Source organism: Rhizobium alarense, assembly GCF_021555155.1.
GTDB lineage: Bacteria > Pseudomonadota > Alphaproteobacteria > Rhizobiales > Rhizobiaceae > Rhizobium_D > Rhizobium_D alarense.
Genome location: NZ_JAKGBU010000008.1, coordinates 1 through 20387, shown reverse-complemented (window position 1 = coordinate 20387; position 20387 = coordinate 1). Strand labels below are relative to the sequence as shown.

Annotated in this window: 19 protein-coding genes, 1 tRNA gene and 1 pseudogene; 11 read left to right on the top strand and 10 right to left on the bottom strand. The window is 66.4% G+C overall.

Going from position 1 to position 20387, the window contains the following annotated elements:
- The 3 genes and pseudogenes from LXM94_RS04140 to LXM94_RS04130 form a co-directional block, all read left to right on the top strand.
- Positions 1 to 304 (top strand): annotated as a pseudogene (locus LXM94_RS04140) (dihydrolipoamide dehydrogenase); the annotation flags it as partial.
- 29 nt (positions 305 to 333) lie between these two features.
- The gene (locus LXM94_RS04135; protein WP_235769873.1) at positions 334 to 1797 is read left to right on the top strand and encodes a sensor histidine kinase; all 1464 of its coding nucleotides are present in this window, start codon (positions 334 to 336) and stop codon (positions 1795 to 1797) included.
- Positions 1798 to 1937: 140 nt separating this feature from the next.
- Positions 1938 to 2014 (top strand) — tRNA-Arg (locus tag LXM94_RS04130).
- A gap of 17 nt (positions 2015 to 2031) precedes the next feature.
- Here the strand turns inward: LXM94_RS04130 and LXM94_RS04125 are convergent.
- A complete protein-coding gene (locus LXM94_RS04125) occupies positions 2032 to 2946 on the bottom strand; it encodes a polysaccharide pyruvyl transferase family protein (protein ID WP_235769872.1) in 915 nt (304 codons plus the stop codon).
- Positions 2943 to 3761, bottom strand: coding sequence for a glycosyltransferase family 25 protein (locus tag LXM94_RS04120; protein WP_235769871.1), 819 nt, complete (start codon positions 3759 to 3761; stop codon positions 2943 to 2945). Before LXM94_RS04120 ends, LXM94_RS04125 begins: the two co-directional genes overlap by 4 nt.
- 287 nt (positions 3762 to 4048) lie before the next feature.
- Between LXM94_RS04120 and LXM94_RS04115 the strand changes: the two genes are divergently transcribed.
- Positions 4049 to 5161: a hypothetical protein gene (locus tag LXM94_RS04115; RefSeq protein WP_235769870.1), complete on the top strand. Its 1113-nt coding sequence runs from the start codon at positions 4049 to 4051 to the stop codon at positions 5159 to 5161.
- A 68-nt stretch (positions 5162 to 5229) separates the two neighbouring features.
- Here LXM94_RS04115 and LXM94_RS04110 read toward each other — a convergent pair whose 3' ends face one another.
- Together LXM94_RS04110 and spdA are read right to left on the bottom strand one after the other, a co-directional pair.
- Positions 5230 to 5871: a DUF1236 domain-containing protein gene (locus LXM94_RS04110; protein WP_235769869.1), complete on the bottom strand. Its 642-nt coding sequence runs from the start codon at positions 5869 to 5871 to the stop codon at positions 5230 to 5232.
- A 96-nt stretch (positions 5872 to 5967) separates the two neighbouring features.
- Positions 5968 to 6774, bottom strand: a complete 807-nt coding sequence (gene spdA / locus LXM94_RS04105; RefSeq protein WP_235769868.1) for a 2', 3'cyclic nucleotide phosphodiesterase SpdA — start codon at positions 6772 to 6774, stop codon at positions 5968 to 5970.
- A 270-nt stretch (positions 6775 to 7044) separates the two neighbouring features.
- Between spdA and LXM94_RS04100 the strand changes: the two genes are divergently transcribed.
- A complete protein-coding gene (locus tag LXM94_RS04100) occupies positions 7045 to 7758 on the top strand; it encodes an SDR family oxidoreductase (RefSeq protein ID WP_235769867.1) in 714 nt (237 codons plus the stop codon).
- 18 nt (positions 7759 to 7776) lie between these two features.
- Positions 7777 to 8811, top strand: a complete 1035-nt coding sequence (locus tag LXM94_RS04095) for a proline racemase family protein (protein WP_235769866.1) — start codon at positions 7777 to 7779, stop codon at positions 8809 to 8811.
- A gap of 14 nt (positions 8812 to 8825) precedes the next feature.
- On the opposite strand, the gene LXM94_RS04090 is transcribed toward LXM94_RS04095, so the two are convergent.
- Positions 8826 to 9869, bottom strand: coding sequence for a tetratricopeptide repeat protein (locus LXM94_RS04090; protein ID WP_235769865.1), 1044 nt, complete (start codon positions 9867 to 9869; stop codon positions 8826 to 8828).
- A gap of 204 nt (positions 9870 to 10073) precedes the next feature.
- Here LXM94_RS04090 and LXM94_RS04085 point away from each other — a divergent pair, with 204 nt between their 5' ends.
- Positions 10074 to 10703, top strand: a complete 630-nt coding sequence (locus tag LXM94_RS04085) for a FecR family protein (RefSeq protein WP_329605586.1) — start codon at positions 10074 to 10076, stop codon at positions 10701 to 10703.
- Positions 10704 to 10715: 12 nt separating this feature from the next.
- On the opposite strand, the gene LXM94_RS04080 is transcribed toward LXM94_RS04085, so the two are convergent.
- The 3 genes from LXM94_RS04080 to LXM94_RS04070 all read right to left on the bottom strand — a co-directional run bounded on the left by LXM94_RS04080 (position 10716) and on the right by LXM94_RS04070 (position 13618).
- Positions 10716 to 12575, bottom strand: a complete 1860-nt coding sequence (locus LXM94_RS04080; RefSeq protein WP_408015582.1) for a CHASE2 domain-containing protein — start codon at positions 12573 to 12575, stop codon at positions 10716 to 10718.
- A gap of 4 nt (positions 12576 to 12579) precedes the next feature.
- Positions 12580 to 13284 (bottom strand): Crp/Fnr family transcriptional regulator, encoded by a 705-nt coding sequence (locus LXM94_RS04075; RefSeq protein ID WP_235769863.1) that lies wholly within the window; start codon positions 13282 to 13284, stop codon positions 12580 to 12582.
- A gap of 139 nt (positions 13285 to 13423) precedes the next feature.
- A complete protein-coding gene (locus LXM94_RS04070) occupies positions 13424 to 13618 on the bottom strand; it encodes a hypothetical protein (RefSeq protein WP_235769862.1) in 195 nt (64 codons plus the stop codon).
- A 180-nt stretch (positions 13619 to 13798) separates the two neighbouring features.
- Between LXM94_RS04070 and LXM94_RS04065 the strand changes: the two genes are divergently transcribed.
- The 4 genes from LXM94_RS04065 (at position 13799) to LXM94_RS04050 (ending at position 16628) form a co-directional block, all read left to right on the top strand.
- Positions 13799 to 14245, top strand: coding sequence for a DoxX family protein (locus LXM94_RS04065; RefSeq protein WP_235769861.1), 447 nt, complete (start codon positions 13799 to 13801; stop codon positions 14243 to 14245).
- A 154-nt stretch (positions 14246 to 14399) separates the two neighbouring features.
- Positions 14400 to 15098, top strand: a complete 699-nt coding sequence (locus tag LXM94_RS04060; protein ID WP_235769860.1) for an orotate phosphoribosyltransferase — start codon at positions 14400 to 14402, stop codon at positions 15096 to 15098.
- Between the two features lie 68 nt (positions 15099 to 15166).
- On the top strand, positions 15167 to 16093 hold the full coding sequence (locus tag LXM94_RS04055; protein ID WP_235769859.1) for a carbohydrate kinase family protein: 927 nt from the start codon (positions 15167 to 15169) through the stop codon (positions 16091 to 16093).
- Between the two features lie 160 nt (positions 16094 to 16253).
- Complete coding sequence (locus LXM94_RS04050; protein WP_235769858.1) at positions 16254 to 16628, top strand: DUF4304 domain-containing protein; 375 nt, start codon at positions 16254 to 16256, stop codon at positions 16626 to 16628.
- Positions 16629 to 16637: 9 nt separating this feature from the next.
- Here the strand turns inward: LXM94_RS04050 and pgi are convergent, their stop codons facing one another.
- Positions 16638 to 18266: a glucose-6-phosphate isomerase gene (pgi, locus tag LXM94_RS04045; protein ID WP_235769857.1), complete on the bottom strand. Its 1629-nt coding sequence runs from the start codon at positions 18264 to 18266 to the stop codon at positions 16638 to 16640.
- A 139-nt stretch (positions 18267 to 18405) separates the two neighbouring features.
- Complete coding sequence (locus tag LXM94_RS04040) at positions 18406 to 20106, bottom strand: long-chain fatty acid--CoA ligase (RefSeq protein WP_235769856.1); 1701 nt, start codon at positions 20104 to 20106, stop codon at positions 18406 to 18408.
- Between the last annotated feature and the right edge of the window lie 281 nt (positions 20107 to 20387).

Genomic DNA, 20387 nt, shown 5'->3' with positions numbered 1-20387 from the left:
GCCCTTCGCCGAGAACGACCGGGCGCAGATCGAGGGCGAGACGACGGGCTTCGTCAAGCTGGTCGCCGGCGCACGCGGCCGCGTACTCGGTGTCGCCATCGCCGGTGCCGACGCGGGCGAGATGATCACCCTCTGGGCCCTCGTCGTCGAGCGCCGGATGCGCCTCAAGCATCTCGCCGGTTTCGTCCCGCCTTATCCCGTGCGCTCTGAGATTGGAAAGCGGGCCGCAATCTCCTATTATGCCCCGATGGCGCGGAACCGCTGGATTCGCGCGCTGGTTCGTTTTCTGCGCCGGTTCGGCTGACGCCGGCGCACGCGATCTTGGAGCAGGGTATGGCGGAAAAGGACGGCACTCCGGCGCTTGGCGACGTCGAGATGGGCGGCCGGCTCTCGGGCCTGTCCGGCAGGCTGCTGGTGCTCACGGTGCTTTTCGTCATGCTCGCGGAGGTGCTGATCTTCGTGCCCTCCGTCGCCAATATGCGGCTTCGCTGGTTGAATGACCGCCTCAACACGGCCGCTGCCGCCGCCGTCGTCGTCGACGGTCTGCCGGACCGCGTGCTGCCGCGTCCGTTGCAGGACGAGACGCTGATGGCGACCGGCACCAAGGCGATCGTGCTGCGCCGCAAGGACGCCTCGCGCATGATCGCCGTCGCGGACATGCCGCCGAGCGTGGACGCCAAGTTCGACCTCTCCGACATGGCGCCGCTCTCGGCGATCCGCGATGCTTTCGATACGCTGGCTTTCGGCGGCGACGACGTGATCCGCGTCTACGGTCCCGTCGCCGACAGCGACCTGACGATCGAAGTGGTTCTCGAGGACAAGGCGCTGCGCCGGGCGATGCTCGTCTATGCCCGCAACGTCTTCTTCCTGTCGATCGGCATATCGCTCTTCACCGCCGCGCTCATCTTCCTGTCGATCAACCGGATGCTGATCCGGCCGATCCGCCGCATGACGGAGAACATGCGGGACTTCGCGGCCGACCCGTCCGATCCGAAGCGCGTGCTGGTGCCATCGAGCGGCCGCGACGAACTCGCCGCTGCGGGTACCCATCTCGCGCAGATGCAGCACGCGCTGCAGAGGACGCTGAAGGAGCAGAAGAATCTCGCCGACCTCGGCCTCGCGGTCTCGAAGATCAACCACGACATGCGCAACATATTGTCCTCGGCGCAATTGATGTCCGACCGTCTCGCCGATGTCGACGATCCCGTCGTCAAGCGCTTCGCGCCGAAGCTCGTCCGCTCGATCGACAGGGCTGTCAGCTACACGAAGGACGTGCTGTCCTACGGGCGGATGCGGGAGCCGGAACCGCATCGCCGGTTCATTCCGCTGCGCCCGCTCATCCAGGACGTATCCGACATGCTGGGGATCGAGCCGCGCTCCGGCATCGAATTTTCGATCCAGGTCGACCATCGCCTTGAGGTGGATGCCGACGGCGAGCAGCTCTTCCGGGTGATCCACAACATCTGCCGCAACGCGGTCGAGGCGCTTGCGCTGCAGCCGGCCGGCGCGCGCCGCCGGGTCCTCGTCCAGGCGCTGCGCACCGGCAGCGTTGTGTCGATCACCATCGACGATACCGGACCCGGCATGCCGGCGAAGGCGCGAGAGAACCTCTTCACCGCCTTCCGCGGCTCCGTGCGCGCCGGAGGAACGGGCCTCGGTCTCGCGATCGCCCGCGAGCTGGTGCATGCGCATGGGGGCACGATCGCACTCGTCGAAAAGGCCGCCCCGGGCACGCAGTTCCGCATCGAACTGCCCGACCGCCCCGTGCCGCTGGATGCCTTCCGCAACCGCGCGTGACGCTTTTTACACTATTTTCAAACGGTTGCGCCTCAGTTCGCGCAAAACTCACTTTTTCTGCGCAAATTCGCTTGCAATAACGCTGCCGACGATTTAGGAGATCGCCTCGCAGCCGGGCACACCAGCCCGCCGCCAAATGCGCACCCGTAGCTCAGCTGGATAGAGCACCAGACTACGAATCTGGGGGTCAGGAGTTCGAATCTCTTCGGGTGCGCCATTCCCCTCCACTGCGTCTCAGTCCTTGATGATCTGCATGGTTTCCGGCAGCAGGTCGCGCCAGGTTTCGCAATAGGCGGAGAGCTTGCCGGTGCTGTTGTCGCGAAGTCTCACCGTGCGGCCGGTCGCGGCGGCGAGCAGGGCCGCGTGCAGGCGGTCGGTGGTGACTGTCCTGCCGATTGAAAGCGTTTCAAGCGCGAGACGCAGCTTCCGGCCGGCGATCCGGTCCTGCATCCCCAGGCGCGTCGCCGGCGGTGAAAGCGCGAGCATCAGCTTGCCGATCCGGTTCGTCAGGCGCTGCGCGCGGCTGTCGCGCCAGTCCATGGCCGGCGCATCGGGCGCTCCGCCCTCCAGTTGCTGCGCCTCGGGGTCCCTTCGCCAGAGAACCAGATCATCCCTTTCCGGCGGCGGCGCGGCGAGGTCGAGGACGTGGCAGAGGTCCGGGCAGAGCGTGCTGGCGATGCCGCAGCGGCCTGTGAGTTCGGCCATCGCCTTTGCATCCCGCGCATAGAACGTGAGCCGGCCGCGGCCGCGGCAGAGAGCGGCCGTCTCGGCGACGAGGGCTGTTTCCTCCCCGCCGCTCCAGGCACAGCTCGTCGGCAGCTGCACGACCGGATTGTCCGGCATCGCCCTGAGCGCCGCGAGCCGCATGCGCTGGTGCCGCTCGTAGAGATCGCCGAAATTGCCGCCGCCGAGAAGGTAGATGGTGCCGGAGCCGATCGCGGCACGGCAGCGGCGTGCCGAGAAATGGCGCAGCGTCTGGCTGTAGGCCGGCGGACGGCCGTTCAGCTCTTCGAGGACGCGTCGTGCGCCGAGCCAGATCGCGGCGTCGCCCGGGTTGAGATAGTTCGGATAGTCGAGGAGCGCGTAGGGTCCGGACGTCGCCACCGGCAGGAGCGCCGAGCGTATCCGGCTCCGGAGCGCATCGTTCAAGGCCGCGGCTCTTGCGTCACGGCCGGCGGGCACACATCGACAATGCGAGGACTGTCGTCCACCCAGCGTGCCTCCGTCGCCCGGGAGGAGGCGTAGAGGCTGCTGCTGACGCGGAAGGATAGCTGATAGGCCGCATTGCGCAGGAAGCGCGCCACCGGATTGGCGTCCGTCGCGTTCCGGCGTGCCCGTTCTATGGCACTCGAGGCGAGATGTTCGTCCCGTGGCACGACGATGGACGGCTGCACCAGCTTGATCGCCGCGCCGTGTTCCCACCAGTGCTTGAGGTAGAGGTCGATCGGGCGGCTGAAGGGCATGCTGCGGCGGGCGAGCGCTGCGGCGGCAGGCCGGGTGATCGCATAGGCGAGGGTGGTGGGCGGCAGGATGTCCGGCGTGCCGAGGCAATGCACGGCATCCAGCAGGACTGCATCGCCCATGGTGCGCGGCTTGTTGGTGAAGAGCTTCAGCATGTCCCATGTCGGCGGCTGCCCTGAAAGGTCCGCCATCAGCCGCGCCGCGTCCGGCTGCAGCGCGAAGTCGTCCTCGAAAACGAAGGCGGCCGGCGCCGTGCCGGCCGCAATCGTCTCCCAGGCCCGCATGTGGCTGAGGAAACACGCCACTTCCGGCGGCGTGATCCGGCCCTTGGCGAAGCGCGGCGTCGCACGCGCCACCGAACTGCTGAGATCGGTGGCGCTCAGCGAACGCCAGTCGCAGGCAGCGATACGACGGAATTCAAGGCCGGCATCGCGGAAGAGTGCCGTGCTGCGGTTCCTGCGTTCGGAGGCGTGATCGAGATTGATAAAGTAGACGGGCCACACCTGCTGCTCCCCCGGCCATGAGTCTCTGCATGATTACTACATTTCGAAGAAACGCGTAACGACCGCGGGCCTGACGGCGCGGACCTTCGACGGTCATCCACAATTTGGCCAAGGAGCAGACGGCGGGCGCAGACAAAGTCTTTCCGCCGCTGCCGTCGATGTATTAGCGTGGCCGCATGCCGAGCCGACGCGCCAGATGCAGGATAGATGTCAGGACGTCCGCCGACGGGCTGCGGCGGGAGATTCGTTCGGGTGCCCTTGCGCCGTCCGTGTGGTTCGAGCTTTCCGTGCCGGCCGCGGCCGCGGCGCTTTCCGTCGCACCCGATTTCGCCCTGCCGGCGATCCTGCCCCAGGCGATGAATGCCGGGTTCGATCTCGACGTGCCGTTTCCCGTCGATCGCCTGCTTCTCGAGGGGCTTGAGCATTTCCAGGAGGTCTGGCACCGCTGGCGCCCCGATGTCTTCGCCCATCGCGTCAGGATCCATGCCGAGGCGGTCGATCGCCGGCAACAGCGACGTGAGACGCCGGAAAGGGCGGTCGCGGCTTTCTCGGCGGGCGTCGACAGCAGCTTCACGCTGCTGCGCCACGCCGGCGGGCCGGATTGGCCCGGCCGCCGTGCTCTCGCATCGGCCGTCATGGTGCACGGGTTCGACATGCCGCTCGCCGCGACGGAAGGTTTTGCGCGGCTGCAGGGTCACGGCGCGGCGATCGCCCGCGACCTGGGGGTGGATTTCTTCGTGATGCGGACCAACTGGCGGGAGACGGCGCCGAACTGGCAGATGAGCTTCGGCGCCGGCCTGGCGGCGGTCCTGCATCAGTTCTCGGGCCGGCACGGCATCGGGCTCGTCGCGAGCGAGGAAAGCTATGAGAACGCCTTCACCGTCTGGGGCAACAGTTTCTGGAACGGGCGCTTCTTCTCGCGTGGCGATTTCCGGATCGAATCGGACGGCGGCGCCTACGACCGGATCGACCGCATCGCGGCACTTGCGGCGCGGCCGGCCATCCTGGAAAATCTTTCGGTCTGCTGGGCCGGGCCGCGCACCGGCGAGAACTGCGGCACCTGCCCGAAATGCGTCCTGACCAAGCTCAATTTCAAGATCGCCGGCATTGAACGACCATGGCCGTTCCCGCAGCCGCTTTCGGCCGGGCAGGTGTCCGCGATGCCGATCAAGACGGCATGGCAGGCCCGGTTCCTAGCGATCATCGAAGGTCGGCTGGCCGCCGGGGCGGATACCGACGCCGATCTGCTGCATGCCGTTCGAGAGCGGATCGCGCGGTCTGCGGCGGAAGACGGCTACGGCGCGGCGTTTTCCCTTGCGCCGAGGCCCGCCGGCAAGCCGCCATGGAAGCGCGCCGGGCAACGGTTGCTCCGGCGCGCACGGCGATTGATCCGAAGCTGAATACGGCAGCTCCCGAGACGAAGCCCGCCGGAGGGCGGGCTTCGCACGCGCGAGAGGCGCGCCAGCCGTTAGCGGACCCAGATGACCTGGCGGGTGCCACGGTCGACCAGCACCGGACGGTCGTCAACGTAGATATAGCCGTAGCTCGGGCTTTCGGGCACATCGACGATCTGCACGGCTTCGGGGATCACGGTGCCGGTCGCGACCGGACCTTCGAGCATGACCGGTTCGACCGGGTTGCTCTCGATATAGGTGATCGTGGTCTCCGGCACGGGCGTCGCGATGCTGCCCGTCGTGGTCGCCTCGACCGCCGGCGCATAGACGACGCGGCGGCTTTCCGCTTCCACGACGACCGGGCGGTTGTCGACATAGACGTAGGCAAGGTCCGGATGTTCCGGAACCGGCGTCAGGGGCACGCCTTCGGCGAAGCGGTATTCCTCGGTGATCGGCTCCTGAACCACGACGGACTGCGTCGGGTTCTCCATCACGTAGACCTGGACTTCCTTCGGAACGGTGGCCGCGGCACCGAAAGTGGCACCGGCGACGCCGCCGACGATGGCGCCGACCGGACCGCCGATCACGGCGCCGGCTGCAGCGCCCGTAGCGCCGCCGGCAATGCCGCCGATCGCTTCCTGATCGCTGTCGTCAGCCTTTGCCGCCGTCGCGCCGATGAGGGCCAGCGCAACGCCGGCGAGAAGAATCTTACGCATGTCGTTCTCCTTAGAGGTTGTTACTTCCCCTTCGGCGACCAAACGTGCGTATCCGCATCCTGTTCCGTCAGTGCCGCTGCCGCCGGTCACGTTCTGTTACGCGATGTGACCGTCGCGCCGTGCGATTTCGTAATCTTCCGTGTGGACCTGCAGCCCGTGCTCGGTCACGACGACGATCCCGTAGGCTCCCGGCTCGTCGACGGCGAGCGACGGATCGGGCGTGTCGAAGGGCATCGGCTGCTGGTGGACCGGGCTCTTGAAAACGGAGAAGGGGATGCCGCGGTGCGATCCGCCGATGGTGCGGTGGACGTGCCCCGCGAAGATGTGGCGGACATTGCCGTGCCGCAGCACGATGTCGTAGAAGTCGTCGCCGTTCCGCAGTCTGATCCCGTCCATGCCGGCAAAACCCGTGTCGTGTGGCGGGTGGTGCATGAAGATCAGGACCGGCCGGCCGGCCGCCTCGCCAAGCCGCCTGTCCAGCCAGGAGAGCCGGCGCTCGCACAGATGGCCCGAATGGCTGTCGGGATAGTCATATGGCGGCGCGAACAGCGTGTCGAGAAGCAGCACCCGGCAGTCGGCGAAGTCGATGGCCCGCTGCACGAAGCCCTCTTCGTCTGCGGCAACATCCGGAAAGTGCTGACGGAAAAGCTCGCGGCTGTCGTGGTTGCCGATGGTAATCGCGCTCGGCGGCAGGAGGGTGTCGATGAGGCCTTTCAGACGAACATAGGACGGTGCATCGGCCCGGTGCGTCAGGTCGCCGGTGAAGATCACGGAATCCGCATCGGCATGGTGGAGATTGACGTGGTCCAGTCCGGCCTTCAGGCGCTGGTGCGGATCGAGGCCGATGATCCGGGTGCCTTCGGGCGTCATGTGGAGGTCGGTGAAGACGATGAGCTTGGTCATGGATTCCGTGTGTCCGAAACGAGGGGTGGCGTCATTCTCTCCGGGCCGCGTGGCCGGTCAAGCGGGGGAGAAGGGCCGGAGGCGGGTCGGTCGCGAAACGGCTGGCAAGGGGCGGCCGCCTGATGTATCGCTGTGGCCTTCGTTCTTCCGGCGTGTCCGCATGGCCATGTTTGACAGCTGACATGACGGGCGTATGACAGGCGCCGGATCGGCCGGCGGGCAGGGCAACCGTAGCTGCATTTGCGGCGCACGGGCATTTGGGAGATCTTCATGAGTGACAATGCTGAAAATCGGGTCGCCATCGTCACCGGCGGCGGGCGCGGCATGGGCGGAGCGATCGCCCGGGAGCTTGCGGCAAACGGCTACAGGGTGGCGCTCATGTCGCCGTCCGAGAGCTGCGAGACGCTTGCTGCCGAGCTTGGCGGCGTCGCGCTGCGCGGCGTCACGGAGAAGGCGGAGGACATCGAGGCCCTCGTCGATCTCGCGATGCGGACCTACGGGCGGATCGACGCCGTCGTGAACTATGCGGGCCATCCGCCGAAGGGCGATCTGCTCGACATTTCCGACGACAAGTGGACGCTGGGGTCGGATATGATGGTTCTCAGCCTCGTGCGCATGGCGCGCCTCGTCACGCCGGTCATGCTGAAGCAGGGCAAGGGCGCTTTTCTCAACGTCACGACCTTCGCCGCCTACGAACCCACGCTGATCTTCCCGGTTTCCTGCACCTACCGTGCGGCGGCGGGCGCCTTCACCAAGCTCTATTCCGATCGCTACGCCGCCGACAATATCCGCATGAACTGCCTGCTGCCCGGCTATATCGACAGTCTCGCGCACAAGCCCGACACGGCCGACAAGGTGCCGATGAAGCGGATCGGCACGATGGAGGAAATCGCCAAGACCGCGGCCTTCCTGCTGTCGGACGGCGCGGGCTACATCACGGGCCAGAACATCAGGGTCGATGGCGGCATCACCCGCCACGTTTGATTTCGGAGACATTGCCACATGAGATGGAAGCGCACGATCCAGCTTCTGGACGTCCACTGCGAGGGTGAAATCGGCAAGGTGGCGATCGGCGGCGTGCCGAAGATCCCCGGCAATACGATCGCCGAGCAGCTGAACCACATCAACACGGTGGACGACAGCCTGCGCCGCTTCCTCTGCCTCGAACCGCGCGCCTCCGCGCTCGGCTCGGTCAACCTGCTGCTGCCGCCGAAGCGGCCGGAGGCGGATGCGGGCTTCATCATCCTGCAGGCCGACCAGGCGCATGCCTCCTCGGGTTCGAACTCCATCTGTGTCGCGACGGCGCTTCTGGAATCGGGCATCGTCGAGATGAAGGAGCCAGAGACGGTCGTCATGCTCGACACGGCGGCCGGCCTCGTCAAGGCGACCGCGACCTGCCGCGACGGCCGCTGCGAGAAGGTGAAGCTGACGATGGTGCCGTCCTTCGCGCTCGAACTCGACGCCGGGATCGACACGCCGCATTGGGGCCGCGTACGCTTCGACATCAGCTATGGCGGTGTGTTCTACGCGCTCGTCGACGTCCAGCAGATCGGCACGACGATCGAGAAGGCGAATGCGCGCACGCTTGTCGATGCCGGCATGGCCCTCAAGGATCTCATCAATGGCGCGATGCCGGTCGTGCATCCGGAGATCCCCGAGATTCGGGGCATTGCCTATGTGATGTTCCGGGACCGGGATCCGGACGGGACCGTGCGCACGGCGACCACCATGTGGCCCGGCCGCATCGACCGTTCGCCCTGCGGTACGGGCAATTCGGCCAATCTTGCGACGCTTTACGCGCGCGGCAGGGCGAAGGTCGGGGATAGCTTCAAGTCCCGCTCGATCATCGGCTCCGAGTTCGAGGTGGGGCTGGAAGCGGCGACCGAGGTCGCGGGGCGCAAAGCGATCATCCCGACGATCACCGGCCGCGGCTGGACCTTCGGCCTGCATCAGGTGGCGCTTGATCCGTTCGACCCGCTGGCGAAGGGCTTTGCCATGACCGACACGTGGGGGCCGCAGGCGGGCGAGATCGGCTGAGCCGATCCCGTGCCCTACTGCCGGCTCGAGGTCTGGTAGTGCTTCTCGATCGCGCCGAGCGTGATCGGGTCGATCTCGGCATTGTCGGCCACGGCGATCAGCTTGCGCTCGGCGAGCACCTGCTTGATGGCAAGCCGCGCCTCGGCGCTGAGCTCGGCCGGCCGGTCCCGCAGCAGGATTTCGAGATCGACATCCTTGAGCTCGAAGGCGGCGACGAGGCGGGAAACGGCCTCCTCGATGTTCTTCACGATGCCGGCGCCGTTCTGCTGCATCAGGCCGAGCTTGAAGGTGCCGTAGCTGTCGCCGCGTTCGGCGGCCATCCGGAACAGGCCGGCAGCCGAGCCGAGATCCTTGCCGATGCCTTCGCCGGCCTCCAGCATCAGGCCGAGATTGATCATTGCATCGACATTGCCGCGTTCGGCGGCGATCCGGTAGTAGGCCGCGGCCTTCGCATTGTCCTCCTCGACGAGGCTGCCGTCGTCGAGCAGCACGCCGATGTTGAAGGCCGCCGTCTCGTCGCCGGCGGCGGATGCCTTCTCGAACCATTTCATCGCCTCGGCGCCGTCGACCGCCGTGCCGATGCCGTCGCGATAGGCGACGCCGAGGTTGTAGGCCCCGAGCAGGTCGCCGGCTTCTGCCGCCTTCCTGTAGAGGCCGAATTCGCTGACCTGGTCACCGCGCGCGCCGAGCATGCCGCCATAGTTCGCCATGGCCGTCGTATGGCCGAGCTTGGCCGCCTCGCCGTAAAGCTTCAGAGCCTCGAGGTCCTGTCCGGCCTTCTGCAGGCCGCGGCCGAGCTGGAAGGCCATGCGGGCTCCACCGCCGGAATTGTAGGCCTCGCGGCAGGCGGAGAGCGCGACGCCGAGCTTGATGTCATCGGCCTCGACCGGCGCAAAGGCCGCGTTCCGCGTCGCATCGTAGCGGCTGCCGGCGGCGGCATCGCACTGCGCTTCGATGGAAAGGTCCGTCGCTCCCGCGAAACCCGCGGGAAGCGCGACGAGCGCCGCGAAGAAAAAGGCGCGGCCAACCGTCTTCTTTTTACTGGATCTCTTGAACATGATCCGTCTCCCTTGTTTCATGCGGGTGACAGTATTGATCCGGAGACGGGGCGGCTGTTCCCGCGGAAACATCGCAAGACGGGCGGCGGATGTCTTATAGGGATGCGTTCGTCCGCGCATGGCAGATCGCCGAGATGCGGCCGGACGACATGTCCACATCCCAAAGCTGCGCGTGTGACGCGCGAGAGGTGAAAGATGCGACAGATGGGTTTGGGTAGCCGTTATCCGATGAGCCGTCGAGTTTTCCTGGCCGGAAGTGCGGCCGCATTGTCCTTTTATGGCGTGCGCACGACGCAGGCCAACACGGTGATCGGCACGGCCGTCGAGGTTCGCGGCTCCGTCAACCGCAAGCAGGCGGGACAGTTGGAAGCACTCGCCTCCGGCGGCAACGTCATGGACCGCGACCTCATCCAGACGGGCGCGGAAAGCTTTGCCACGCTGGAGCTCGGCTCCGACACGAAGCTGATGCTCGGCAGCCAGACGGAGCTCCTGATCGACGAGTTCATTGCCGGTCAGGGCGGCACGATCGAGCTCGGCACCGGCCAGATGATCTTCGACCGGCCGGAAGGTCTTCCGAAGATCGATCTCGCGCTCCGGACCACCTTCGGCATGATCGGCGTGCGCGGCACGAAGTTCTTCGCCGGACCCAACCGCGGCGTCTTCGCGGTCTTCGTCGAGCATGGTCTCGTCGAGGTATCGGGCGGCGGCGTCACGCGCGAAGTCGGCCGCGGCCAGGGTGTCGAGATCGCCTCGCCGGGTGCAGCGCCTGGGGAAGTGCTGGCGTGGGGTGCCGCCCGCATCGAGGAAGCCTATCGCAGTGCCGGCGCGATGTGAACCGCCGACCGGTCATGCGGGCGTGAAAAGCTCCATGGTGCCAAACCCGCGAATTTCGTGAACACCGAGCGGCCGCATGGCGTGCGCCGTCTCGGAAGCTGCCTGCGGGCCGATGCAGATCGCGGTTCCGAGGAACTTGTTCGCCTCCTGGAGGCGTGCGGCAAGGTTGATCGCCTCGCCATGGGCCGTGTAGTCGAGCTTGCCGCCGAAACCGCCCACCTCGCCGAGCACGGCCATGCCCGTCTCGATGCCGATGCGGGTTCGTCCGAAGTCATGCGCGGCGAACTGCGGCCGCCGGCGCATCTCCTCCGTCAGCTCGTGGATGGCGACCGCGCAGTCTATCGCCTTGTCGACGTGCCGGTCGAGGTCTTCCGGTGCATTGAAGAAGGCATGGACGGCGTCGCCGACGACCTTGTCCACCATGCCGCCATGCCGCGCCACCAGCCCGTTGACTTCCGTGAAATAGATGTCGAGCAGGCGCACGAGCTCCTGCGGACCGATCTGGTTGGCGAGCGTCGAGAAGCTCTCGATGTCGGTGAAGAGCGCCGTCACCTGCCGTTCCTCGCCGGCGACGCGGCCGGAGTCCGGTTCGTCGATATAGCGGGAGACGACCGCCTGCGGCAGATACTGGGCGAAACGCCGGCGGGCCGTGGCCTCGGCACGGCGCGTTTCGGCGAATTGCAGCACGCTCGTGACGACGAGCGCGACGAGCGCGACGGCTGCAATGCCGGGCGCATCGATGAGGTGGGCGGTCTGCAGGAAGACGAATGCCGAGACGCCCGCGATCGCGAGCAGCACCGCCGTGCCCACCAGCGCGGCGTTGATCGGTCGCAGCCATATGCCGGCGAAAGCGAGCACGGCACCGGCAAGGAAGGCCGCCAGGGCCTCCCATGGGATGGCGGCCTGGATGCGATAGGGCAGGAAGCCGGACAGGATGCCGTTTGCGACATCGGCATGAATCTGGACCGATGGCTCGAGCGGCATCGACGCGCTGGCGCGCAGGCCGCCGAGATTGGGCAGGCTGCTGCCGATCAGCACCATCCGGTCGGTGATGCGCTCGGCCGCGACCTTGCCCTCGATCACGTCGATCGCCGAGACGGTACGCGCCGTGATCTCCTCGGCATCGCTCGCCACGAAGCGCAGGTTTCCATCCTCGTCGAGGTCGATGATGCGCGCGTCGTGGCGGATCCAGGCGGGCTCACCGCCGAGGATCGGCGTGCGGGCCCGGGCGGCGAGCCGTGCCGCCTCGACGCCGAGCGCCGGATAGGCGGCCTTGCCGACGATGGAATAGGCCTGGACGCGCCGGACGAGCGAATCCTCGTCGCCGACGAGGAAGGCTGCGGCCGTCGAGGCAGCCTTGTCCTGCAGAAAGGGGCATGAATTTTCCGTGCCCTCGAGGAACCAGAGGTCGGAAATGGCGACCGGCCTCTGGATTGCCAGCGCCGGCACGGGACGCGGCGTCTCCCCGCCGTCCTCGCCGATCAGGAAGCCGAGCACCGTCGGAACCTTGGAAATGCCGAGGGCGAGCGCCGTGTTGGCCGGGTCCGTCGGCTCGCAATCCGTGCTGAAGACGAAGTCGAAGGCGACGGCGGCCGGCTTTGCCGCGGCCAGGGCCTCGACAAGCTCGGCCGTCTGCGCCCGGCTCCAGTCGCGCTCCGGTGCGGCGGCGAAGGATTTGCGGTCGATGTCGACGACCAGCAGCCGGTCGCTCTGCGGGACGGTGGCCCATCGCGTCAGCGCATCGAAATAGAGCTCGCGCTGCCGCTCGAGTGCCGTGTCGCCGAAGGCAAGCAGCAGGGCCGCGCCGACAAGGCCCGTCAGCAGACCGGCCAGCAGCGGCCGTGCCCGTCGGAGGCGGAGCGCGCGCGCCAACGGGCTACTCGTCGGCCGGCTCGGCCACGGAAAGCAGCCGGCCGATGTGGCAGTTGATGATGCCGCCGTTCCGGCGGATGGCACCCGCCTCCTCCAGGGCCAGGATCGAGCGGTTGATTTTGGGGCGGCTGGCGCCGACGATGCTCGCGATCTCCGTCTGGCTCAGCGCGATCTGCAGGTTCGCGCTGTCCGGCAATTCGTCGCCGTGGATCTGCCGCAGCGTTGCGAGGAAGAACCGGGCGACGCGGGAATCGAGGTCATAGAGCGCGATCGTCTCCAGTTGCTCCGTCGTCTCCCTGAGCTTGGTGCAGAGGTAGTGAATGATCGCCTGCGAGGCGGAAGGATTGCGGCCGAGCAGGTCGAGGAAGTCCCGCTTGCCGATCACGTAGCCTTCCGTCGCCGTCACCGCTGTGGCATCGGCGGAGCGCGGCGCGCCGTCGAGGATCGCCATCTCGCCGAAGATCGAGCCTGCCTCGAGTTGCCGGAGCGAGAGCTCCTTGCCCTGCGGCGTGATGAGCGAGAGCTTGATGCGGCCGGAGACGACGACGATGAGGTAGGTGCCTTCGTCGCCCCGCTGGAAGATCACCGTGCCGGCGGTCCATTTGCGGTGGCTCGCGATCTCGACGATCTCGGCGATGGTTTCCTTGGCAAAGCCCTCGAATATCGGAAAGGAACGCCAGAACGCAGCACTTTTGTTGATCTCGTTCATGCCCGATGTCCCCGCGACCGCACGAAGCCGGACGAGACCGGCACGGCGCCCCATACTTCACCCGCCGGCGGGCGGGTTGCAACAGGAAAGCGGGAAAAACTTGGGACGGCAAGCCCTTATGCGGGCAGAACGCCGCCCGTCAGGAACAGACGCGGACTCGCTTGACGATCCACCGGCCGGAATGGTCCTGCGTCCTGACGCGTTTCGTGATGCACTGCTGCTGGTAGGAGCCGTAGTAGCTCGATCCATCTTCGGCATAGCCGCCGGCCGCGCTCGGGGTTGCGAAGGGCAGGGAAGCGGCGGCGATCAGCAGGGCGGCTACGTAGTGGCGCATGGATTTCCTCGAAACAGTCGGTGTGTGGTCGTGACCATGCGCGATCCGCGAACCGCCCGCTGTTCCCGCCGGAACAGTTCCATTGTTCTCAAAAACTGAACAATCTGTTGCACAAGTGACCGGCTAGTGAAACGCCGTGGTTCTGGTAAACCTCGCTCAACGCAACCGGAGCCAAGTTCCATGTCCCAGCAAAACGCAGTCGTCCTCGTCGGACGTATCCTCCTCGCCCTGATGTTCGTCACCGCCGGCTATCCCAAGCTGATCGATCCGTCCGGCACCGCCGGCATGATCGCCGGCGCCGGCCTGCCGGCCGCAACCGCGCTCGCCTATCTGGCGGGCATTTTCGAGCTCGTGTCCGGCCTCTTCATCCTGGTCGGCTTCCAGACGAAGGTCACCGCTTACCTGCTTGCCGCCTTCTGTGTCTTCACGGCCCTCGTCTTCCACAGCGGCGCGATCGCTGTTCCGGATTTCCCGGAGGCCGCAAACGGCCTGCTGACCCTCTTCAACAGCCTGATGATGTGGAAGAACATCACGATCGCCGGCGGCTTCCTCGTGCTCGCCGCCTTCGGTCCGGGTGCACTGTCGCTCGACGCCCGCGTCGGCACGGGCAAGGCCGTCACCGCCTGACGCCTGAAGACTTCCCGGTCCTCCCCGAACCCTCCCTGTTACCCTGCAGGGAGGGTTTCGTTTGCCCGGGCCTTCGCCGTCCTCGCGCGCATCATCTGGAAACGCCGGCCGCTAGCTGCTATGCGCTCTGGTATTCAGTGCGTGGGAGATGCCGATGTTTTCCAATTCCTTTCCGGATCGAGACGTGATGGCGGGTCTGGTCGCCCGCATGTTGTGGGAGATCAAGGCGGTGCATTTCCGCGCAGACGACCCGTACAAGCTCGCATCCGGCATGGCGAGCCCCGTCTATATCGACTGCCGCAAACTCATCTCCTATCCGCGCATCCGCTCCGCCGTCATGGATTTCGCCGCCGCCACCGTCCTGCGTGGCGCCGGCTTCGAGCAGTTCGACGCGATCGCCGGCGGTGAGACCGCCGGCATTCCCTTCGCGGCCCTTTTGGCCGATCGCCTCGGCCTGCCGATGATCTACGTGCGCAAGAAGCCGAAGGGCCATGGCCGCAACGCCCAGATCGAGGGGCACATGCCCGAGGGCGCGCGCGTGCTGGTCATCGAGGACCTGACGACGGCCGGCGGCTCGATGTTCACCTTCATCGACGCGATCCGGGCGGCCGGCGGTACGGTCGACCACGGTATGGCGCTCTTCTACTACGGCATCTTCCCGGAGGCGGAGACCCGCTTCGCCAATGGCGGTGTCCGGCTGCACCACATCGCGACGTGGCGTGACGTCCTGGCGGTGGCACGGGCCGACCGGCTCTTCGACGAGGCGACGCTTGCCTCCGTCGAAGCCTTCCTCGATGCACCGCTTGTCTGGTCGGGAAATCACGGCGGCGTCACCGAACTGCCGACCGCCTGAAAACGGCGCTGGATGTTCGCCGCAAGATCGTTTAAATCGATTGAAAATCTTACTGGGAGGACCGTCAGATGATCCTGTGTTGCGGTGAAGCGCTGATCGACATGCTGCCGCGCAAGTCCACGCTCGGCGAGGAGGCCTATGCGCCCTATGCCGGCGGCGCGATCTTCAACACCGCGATCGCGCTCGGCCGTCTCGGCGTGCCGGCCGGGTTCTTCACCGGCCTGTCCGACGACATGATGGGCGACATCCTGCGCGACACGCTGCGGGACAGCCGGGTCGACTACAGCTATTGCGCGACGCTGTCGCGGCCGACCACCATCGCCTTCGTCAAGCTCGTCGACGGCCACGCGACCTATGCCTTCTATGACGAGAACACGGCCGGCCGCATGATCGTGGACAGCGACCTGCCGGCGCTCGGGGACGCCTGCGAGGCCCTGCATTTCGGTGCCATCAGCCTGATCCCGGAACCCTGCGGCTCGACCTACGAGGCGCTGATGCAACGCGAGCATGCGCACCGCGTCATCTCGCTCGATCCGAACATCCGCCCGGGCTTCATCAAGGACAAGGAGGCCCATATGGGCCGCATCCGCCGCATGGCGGCCATGTCCGACATCGTCAAGTTTTCCGACGAGGATCTCGCCTGGTTCGGCCTCGAAGGCGACGAGGAAACGCTGGCGCGCCACTGGTTGCATCATGGCGCGAAGCTCGTCGTCGTCACCCGCGGCGCCGAGGGTGCGGTCGGCTATACGGCGAAGCACAAGGTGACGGTGCCGAGCGAGCGGGTGACGGTGGTCGATACGGTCGGCGCCGGCGACACGTTCGATGCCGGCATTCTCGCCTCGCTCAAGATGCAGAACCTGCTGACGAAGGACCAGGTGGCGGGACTTTCCGAGGCGCAGATCGCCGCGGCGCTCGCACTCGGGGCAAAAGCCGCCGCCGTGACGGTGTCGCGCGCCGGCGCCAACCCGCCCTGGGCGAAGGAAATCGGCCTGTAACGATCAGGCTCTCGGGCTTCCGGAGCCCGGGGCCGATGCGGCAGGCGGATGTGGAACGGCCGTATGCCGGTGAGGAGGGGCGATGCCTCGATGGGCGCCTGCGGGTCTTCCTGCGATCAGGGCCCGCGTCAAGTCCGACCTGACGCGGGAAATCGACGCGTTGCTGGTGCCGAAGGGGTTCCTGCGGCGGGGGAATCGCTGGATCCGCGCGGGCCTGTTCTACAGCGTCTTCCTGGAGCTGCAGAAGGACAAGTACGGCTTTGCCTGCTACGTCAATCTCGGCCGGGATGGACGGTTCGCACTGTTCCGCCGGCTGCAACGCTCGAAGCCGAAGCGCTGGCGGCTCAATGCGCTCCTGGCGGAAGTCGGCGAACGCAACGCCTTCGACGCCCACCACTATGTCGACCTCGACGGCGACACCGAGCGGCGGCGGCTCCTCCTCCGGCTGGTCGCCGAGCGGGGCCTGCCGTTTCTGGAAAAGTGCGCCGGGCCGTTCGGCCCCTGGATTCGCCTGCCGCCCGGCGGCCACGCCTGAGGTTCGCGGCTATCCGGCGGCCAGGCTCGCCAGGGCCGCGACGAGGCCCGCCGTGGAGGAGTCGTGTCCCGTGGCGCTCTCTTTCCCTTCGACGACAGGGAGCAGCCCGGTCGCAAGCTCCTTGCCGAGCTCGACACCCCACTGGTCGAAGGAGTTGATGTTGAAGAGCGCGCCCTCGACGAAGACGCGGTGTTCATAGAGCGCGATGAGCCGGCCAAGCACGAAGGGCGTCAGCCTGTCATAGACCATGGTGATCGACGGCCGGTTGCCGGAGAAGACCCGGTGCGGCGCGATCCTGTCCGCCTTTGCGTCGTCCATGCCCTTCGAGGTCAGCTGCGCCTTGGCCTCGGCGAGCGTGCGCCCCTTCATCAGCGCTTCGGACTGCGCGAGGCAGTTGGCGATGAGGAGCTGGTGCTGGTGGCGCAGATCCCTCTCGTGGCCGTTGGCCGCGATCATGAACTCGGCCGGGATGATCGTGGTGCCCTGGTGGATGAGCTGGTAGAAGGCGTGCTGGCCGTTGGTGCCCGGCTCGCCCCAGACGACGGGCCCGGTCTGGCCTTCGACCGGCGTCGAGTCCAGGGTGACCGACTTGCCGTTCGATTCCATGTCGAGTTGCTGCAGATAGGCGGGAAAACGCGACAGGCGCTGGTCGTAGGGCAGGATGGCGCGCGACGGATAGCCGAGCACGTTGCGGTGGTAATAGCCGAGAAGGCCGAGCAGCATCGGGATATTCTTGCGGAACGGCGCGGTGCGGAAGTGGTTGTCGATCGCATGGCCGCCGGCGAGGAAATCGGCAAAGTTGTCTTTGCCGATCGCGATCATCAGCGGCAGGCCGATTGCCGACCAGATCGAGTAGCGCCCGCCGACCCAGTCCCAGAAGCCGAAGACCCGGTCGGCCTCGATACCGAAGGCGGCGACCTTGTCGAGGGCGGTCGAGACGGCGCAGAAGTGGTTGCCGACCGCCGCCTCGCCGAGCGCGCCGGCGATGAATGTCCGGGCCGTGGCGGCATTGGTCATGGTTTCGATGGTGGTGAAGGTCTTGGAGGCGACGATGAAGAGCGTCGTCTCGGGCCTGACCAGCGTCAGCGTGTCGGCAATATGCGCGCCGTCGATGTTGGAGACGAAGTGCAGGCGCGGCCCGTCGTGGAAGGGCGCAAGCGCCAGCGTCGCCATGACCGGCCCGAGATCGGAGCCGCCGATGCCGATATTGACGACGTCGGTGATCGCCTTACCCGTCGCGCCCTTGAGGGCACCGGAGCGGATGCCGTCCGCAAAGGCGCCCATCGCCGACAGCACGGCGTTGACGTCGGGCATCACGTCCCTGCCGTCGACGAGCACCGGCGTGTTCGATCGGTTGCGCAGCGCCGTGTGCAGCACCGCGCGCTCCTCGGTGATGTTGATGATTGCGCCCGAGAACATGGCGTCGCGCTTCGCTTCGACCCTGGCTTCCCCGGCGAGGGCCTCGAGGGCGCCGAGCACCGCATCGTTCACCGCGCATTTGGAATAGTCGAAGAGGAAATCGTCGAGCGTCGCGCTGTATCGGGCGAAGCGGTCCGGATCGGCCGCGAAGGCTGCCCTGATATCCGTCGCTCCGGTCTCCTGCGCGGTGGCTTTCAGCTTTTCGACAAGCGCTTTCATCGATGGCTCCCTGCGTGACGCGTTGCTGCGATAGCTAGTCGCTTTGCGCCCTGCAAATCAAGCCTGCCGCACGGCATTTCACCCTCGGCCGTGCCGATTTCCCCGCGGAGTTAAATCGATTTATAAATCCGGGCTGGGCTTAGCCGCGAAGCTCCTTGCGCAGGATCTTGCCGACGTTGGACTTCGGCAGCTCGGTGCGGAACTCCACGTATTTCGGCCGCTTGTAGTTGGTGAGGTTGGCGGCGCAATGCGCCTTCACGTCGGCCTCGGTGAGCGCTGCGTCCTTGCGGACGACGAAGAGCTTGACGGCCTCGCCGGAATGCTCGTCCGGCACGCCGATGGCGGCGCATTCGAGCACTCCGCCGTGGCTCATCGCCACCTCCTCGATCTCGTTCGGAAAGACGTTGAAGCCGGAAACGAGGATCATGTCCTTCTTGCGGTCGACGATCTTCGTGTAGCCTTCCGGCGTCATCAAGCCGATGTCGCCAGAGCGGAAATAGCCGTCGACGGTCATGACGCGCGCCGTCTCGTCCGGCCGCTGCCAGTAGCCGCTCATCACCTGCGGCCCGCGGATGCAGATCTCGCCGATCCCGCCGAGCGGCAGCGGATGGCCGTCGTCGTCGCGGATGTCGATGTCGGTCGACGGCAGCGGCAGGCCGATCGTGCCGGTGAAATAGCTGGCGTCGAGGCGGTTGGCGGTCGCGACGGGCGACGTTTCCGACAGGCCGTACCCTTCCGTGATGCCGCAGCCGGTCATCTTCTGCCAACGTTCTGCGACCGGCCGCTGCACGGCCATGCCGCCGCCGAGCGTCAGCACCAGGCGGGAGAAGTCGAGCTTGGCGAAATCCGCATTGTTCATCAGCGCGTTGAACAGCGTGTTGAGGCCCGGGAAGATATGCACCTCGTATTTGCCGAGTTCCTTGACGAAGCCCGGAATGTCGCGCGGATTGGGAATGAGGACGTTGTGTGCGCCGAGCGCCAGCCCCATCAGGCCGTTCACCGTCAGCGCGAAGATATGATAGAGCGGCAGGGCGCAGACGAAGAGGAGCTGGTGGGGCCGCGCCTTGGTGCGGAAGATCGGCTCGATCCACAGTTTCAGCTGTTCCATGTTGCTGAGCACATTGGCATGGGTGAGCGTTGCGCCCTTGGAGACGCCGGTCGTGCCCCCGGTATATTGCAGGAAGGCGATATCGGACGGGCGGACCGCGACGGGGCCCAACGTCATGCCGGCGCCTTCGGCCAGAACGCGCGTGAAGGGCGTGTGGCCCGGCAGCGACCAGGCGGGCACCAGCTTCTTCACTTTCCGCACCACAAGATTGACGATCAGCCCCTTGAGGCCGAGCATGTCGCCCATCGTCGTGACGCAGACATGTTTGACACTGGTGCGGGCGACGACCTGCTGGACGGTGCCGGCGAAATTCTCGAGCACGAAGATCGCCTTCGCGCCGGCATCCTTGAGCTGGTGCTCCAGTTCGCGCGGCGTATAGAGCGGGTTGACGTTGACGACGACAAGGCCGGCCCGGAGGATGCCGAAGATGACGACCGGGTTCTGCAGGATGTTGGGCATCATGACCGCCACGCGGTCGCCCTTTTCCAGGCCGCGCGACTGCAGCCATGCGGCGACCTTGGCGGTCTGCTCGCCGAACTCCCGGAAGGTCAGCGCCTTGCCCATGCAGGTGAAGGCGGGACGGTCGGCGAATTGCCGGCAGCAGGATTCCACCATCGCGCCGACCGAATGATGGGCGAGCGGTGCGATCTCGGAGGGAAGGTCGGTCGGGTAGGAGGCGAGCCAGAACTTCTCGGGTGCGCGGCCCGACGGGGCGTCAACTGTTGCCGACATGGAATTTCCTCCTCATGGTCTGCCTGTCACCGTCCTGCCGTTCGTCGCCGGTTCGGTCCTCCACCGTCCGACTGCGTCAGGATGATGCTTTTGAAGGGCGTCATCAAGGACAATCGGTATATAACCTTGACGTAAACGTCAATAAGCCTTCAGGCAGGATTGCGTGCCGCCTTGCCGGCCGGCGGTCCGCCGATGTGCGAGCATCTAGGCTCAGGACTCATTGATCAGAGCCAGAAGATGACGGTCGCGGCGATGCATATTGCGGAGAAGAAGGTGTGCGC

Bases quoted from the DNA above. Each gene is read 5' to 3' on its own strand.
- LXM94_RS04135 (WP_235769873.1), top strand. From the start codon at position 334: ATGGCGGAAAAGGACGGCACTCCGGCGCTTGGCGACGTCGAGATGGGC.
- LXM94_RS04110 (WP_235769869.1), bottom strand. From the start codon at position 5,871: ATGCGTAAGATTCTTCTCGCCGGCGTTGCGCTGGCCCTCATCGGCGCG.
- spdA (WP_235769868.1), bottom strand. From the start codon at position 6,774: ATGACCAAGCTCATCGTCTTCACCGACCTCCACATGACGCCCGAAGGC.
- LXM94_RS04100 (WP_235769867.1), top strand. From the start codon at position 7,045: ATGAGTGACAATGCTGAAAATCGGGTCGCCATCGTCACCGGCGGCGGG.
- LXM94_RS04095 (WP_235769866.1), top strand. From the start codon at position 7,777: ATGAGATGGAAGCGCACGATCCAGCTTCTGGACGTCCACTGCGAGGGT.
- LXM94_RS04090 (WP_235769865.1), bottom strand. From the start codon at position 9,869: ATGTTCAAGAGATCCAGTAAAAAGAAGACGGTTGGCCGCGCCTTTTTC.
- LXM94_RS04085 (WP_329605586.1), top strand. From the start codon at position 10,074: ATGGGTTTGGGTAGCCGTTATCCGATGAGCCGTCGAGTTTTCCTGGCC.
- LXM94_RS04075 (WP_235769863.1), bottom strand. From the start codon at position 13,284: ATGAACGAGATCAACAAAAGTGCTGCGTTCTGGCGTTCCTTTCCGATA.
- LXM94_RS04070 (WP_235769862.1), bottom strand. From the start codon at position 13,618: ATGCGCCACTACGTAGCCGCCCTGCTGATCGCCGCCGCTTCCCTGCCC.
- LXM94_RS04065 (WP_235769861.1), top strand. From the start codon at position 13,799: ATGTCCCAGCAAAACGCAGTCGTCCTCGTCGGACGTATCCTCCTCGCC.
- LXM94_RS04060 (WP_235769860.1), top strand. From the start codon at position 14,400: ATGTTTTCCAATTCCTTTCCGGATCGAGACGTGATGGCGGGTCTGGTC.
- LXM94_RS04055 (WP_235769859.1), top strand. From the start codon at position 15,167: ATGATCCTGTGTTGCGGTGAAGCGCTGATCGACATGCTGCCGCGCAAG.
- pgi (WP_235769857.1), bottom strand. From the start codon at position 18,266: ATGAAAGCGCTTGTCGAAAAGCTGAAAGCCACCGCGCAGGAGACCGGA.
- LXM94_RS04040 (WP_235769856.1), bottom strand. From the start codon at position 20,106: ATGTCGGCAACAGTTGACGCCCCGTCGGGCCGCGCACCCGAGAAGTTC.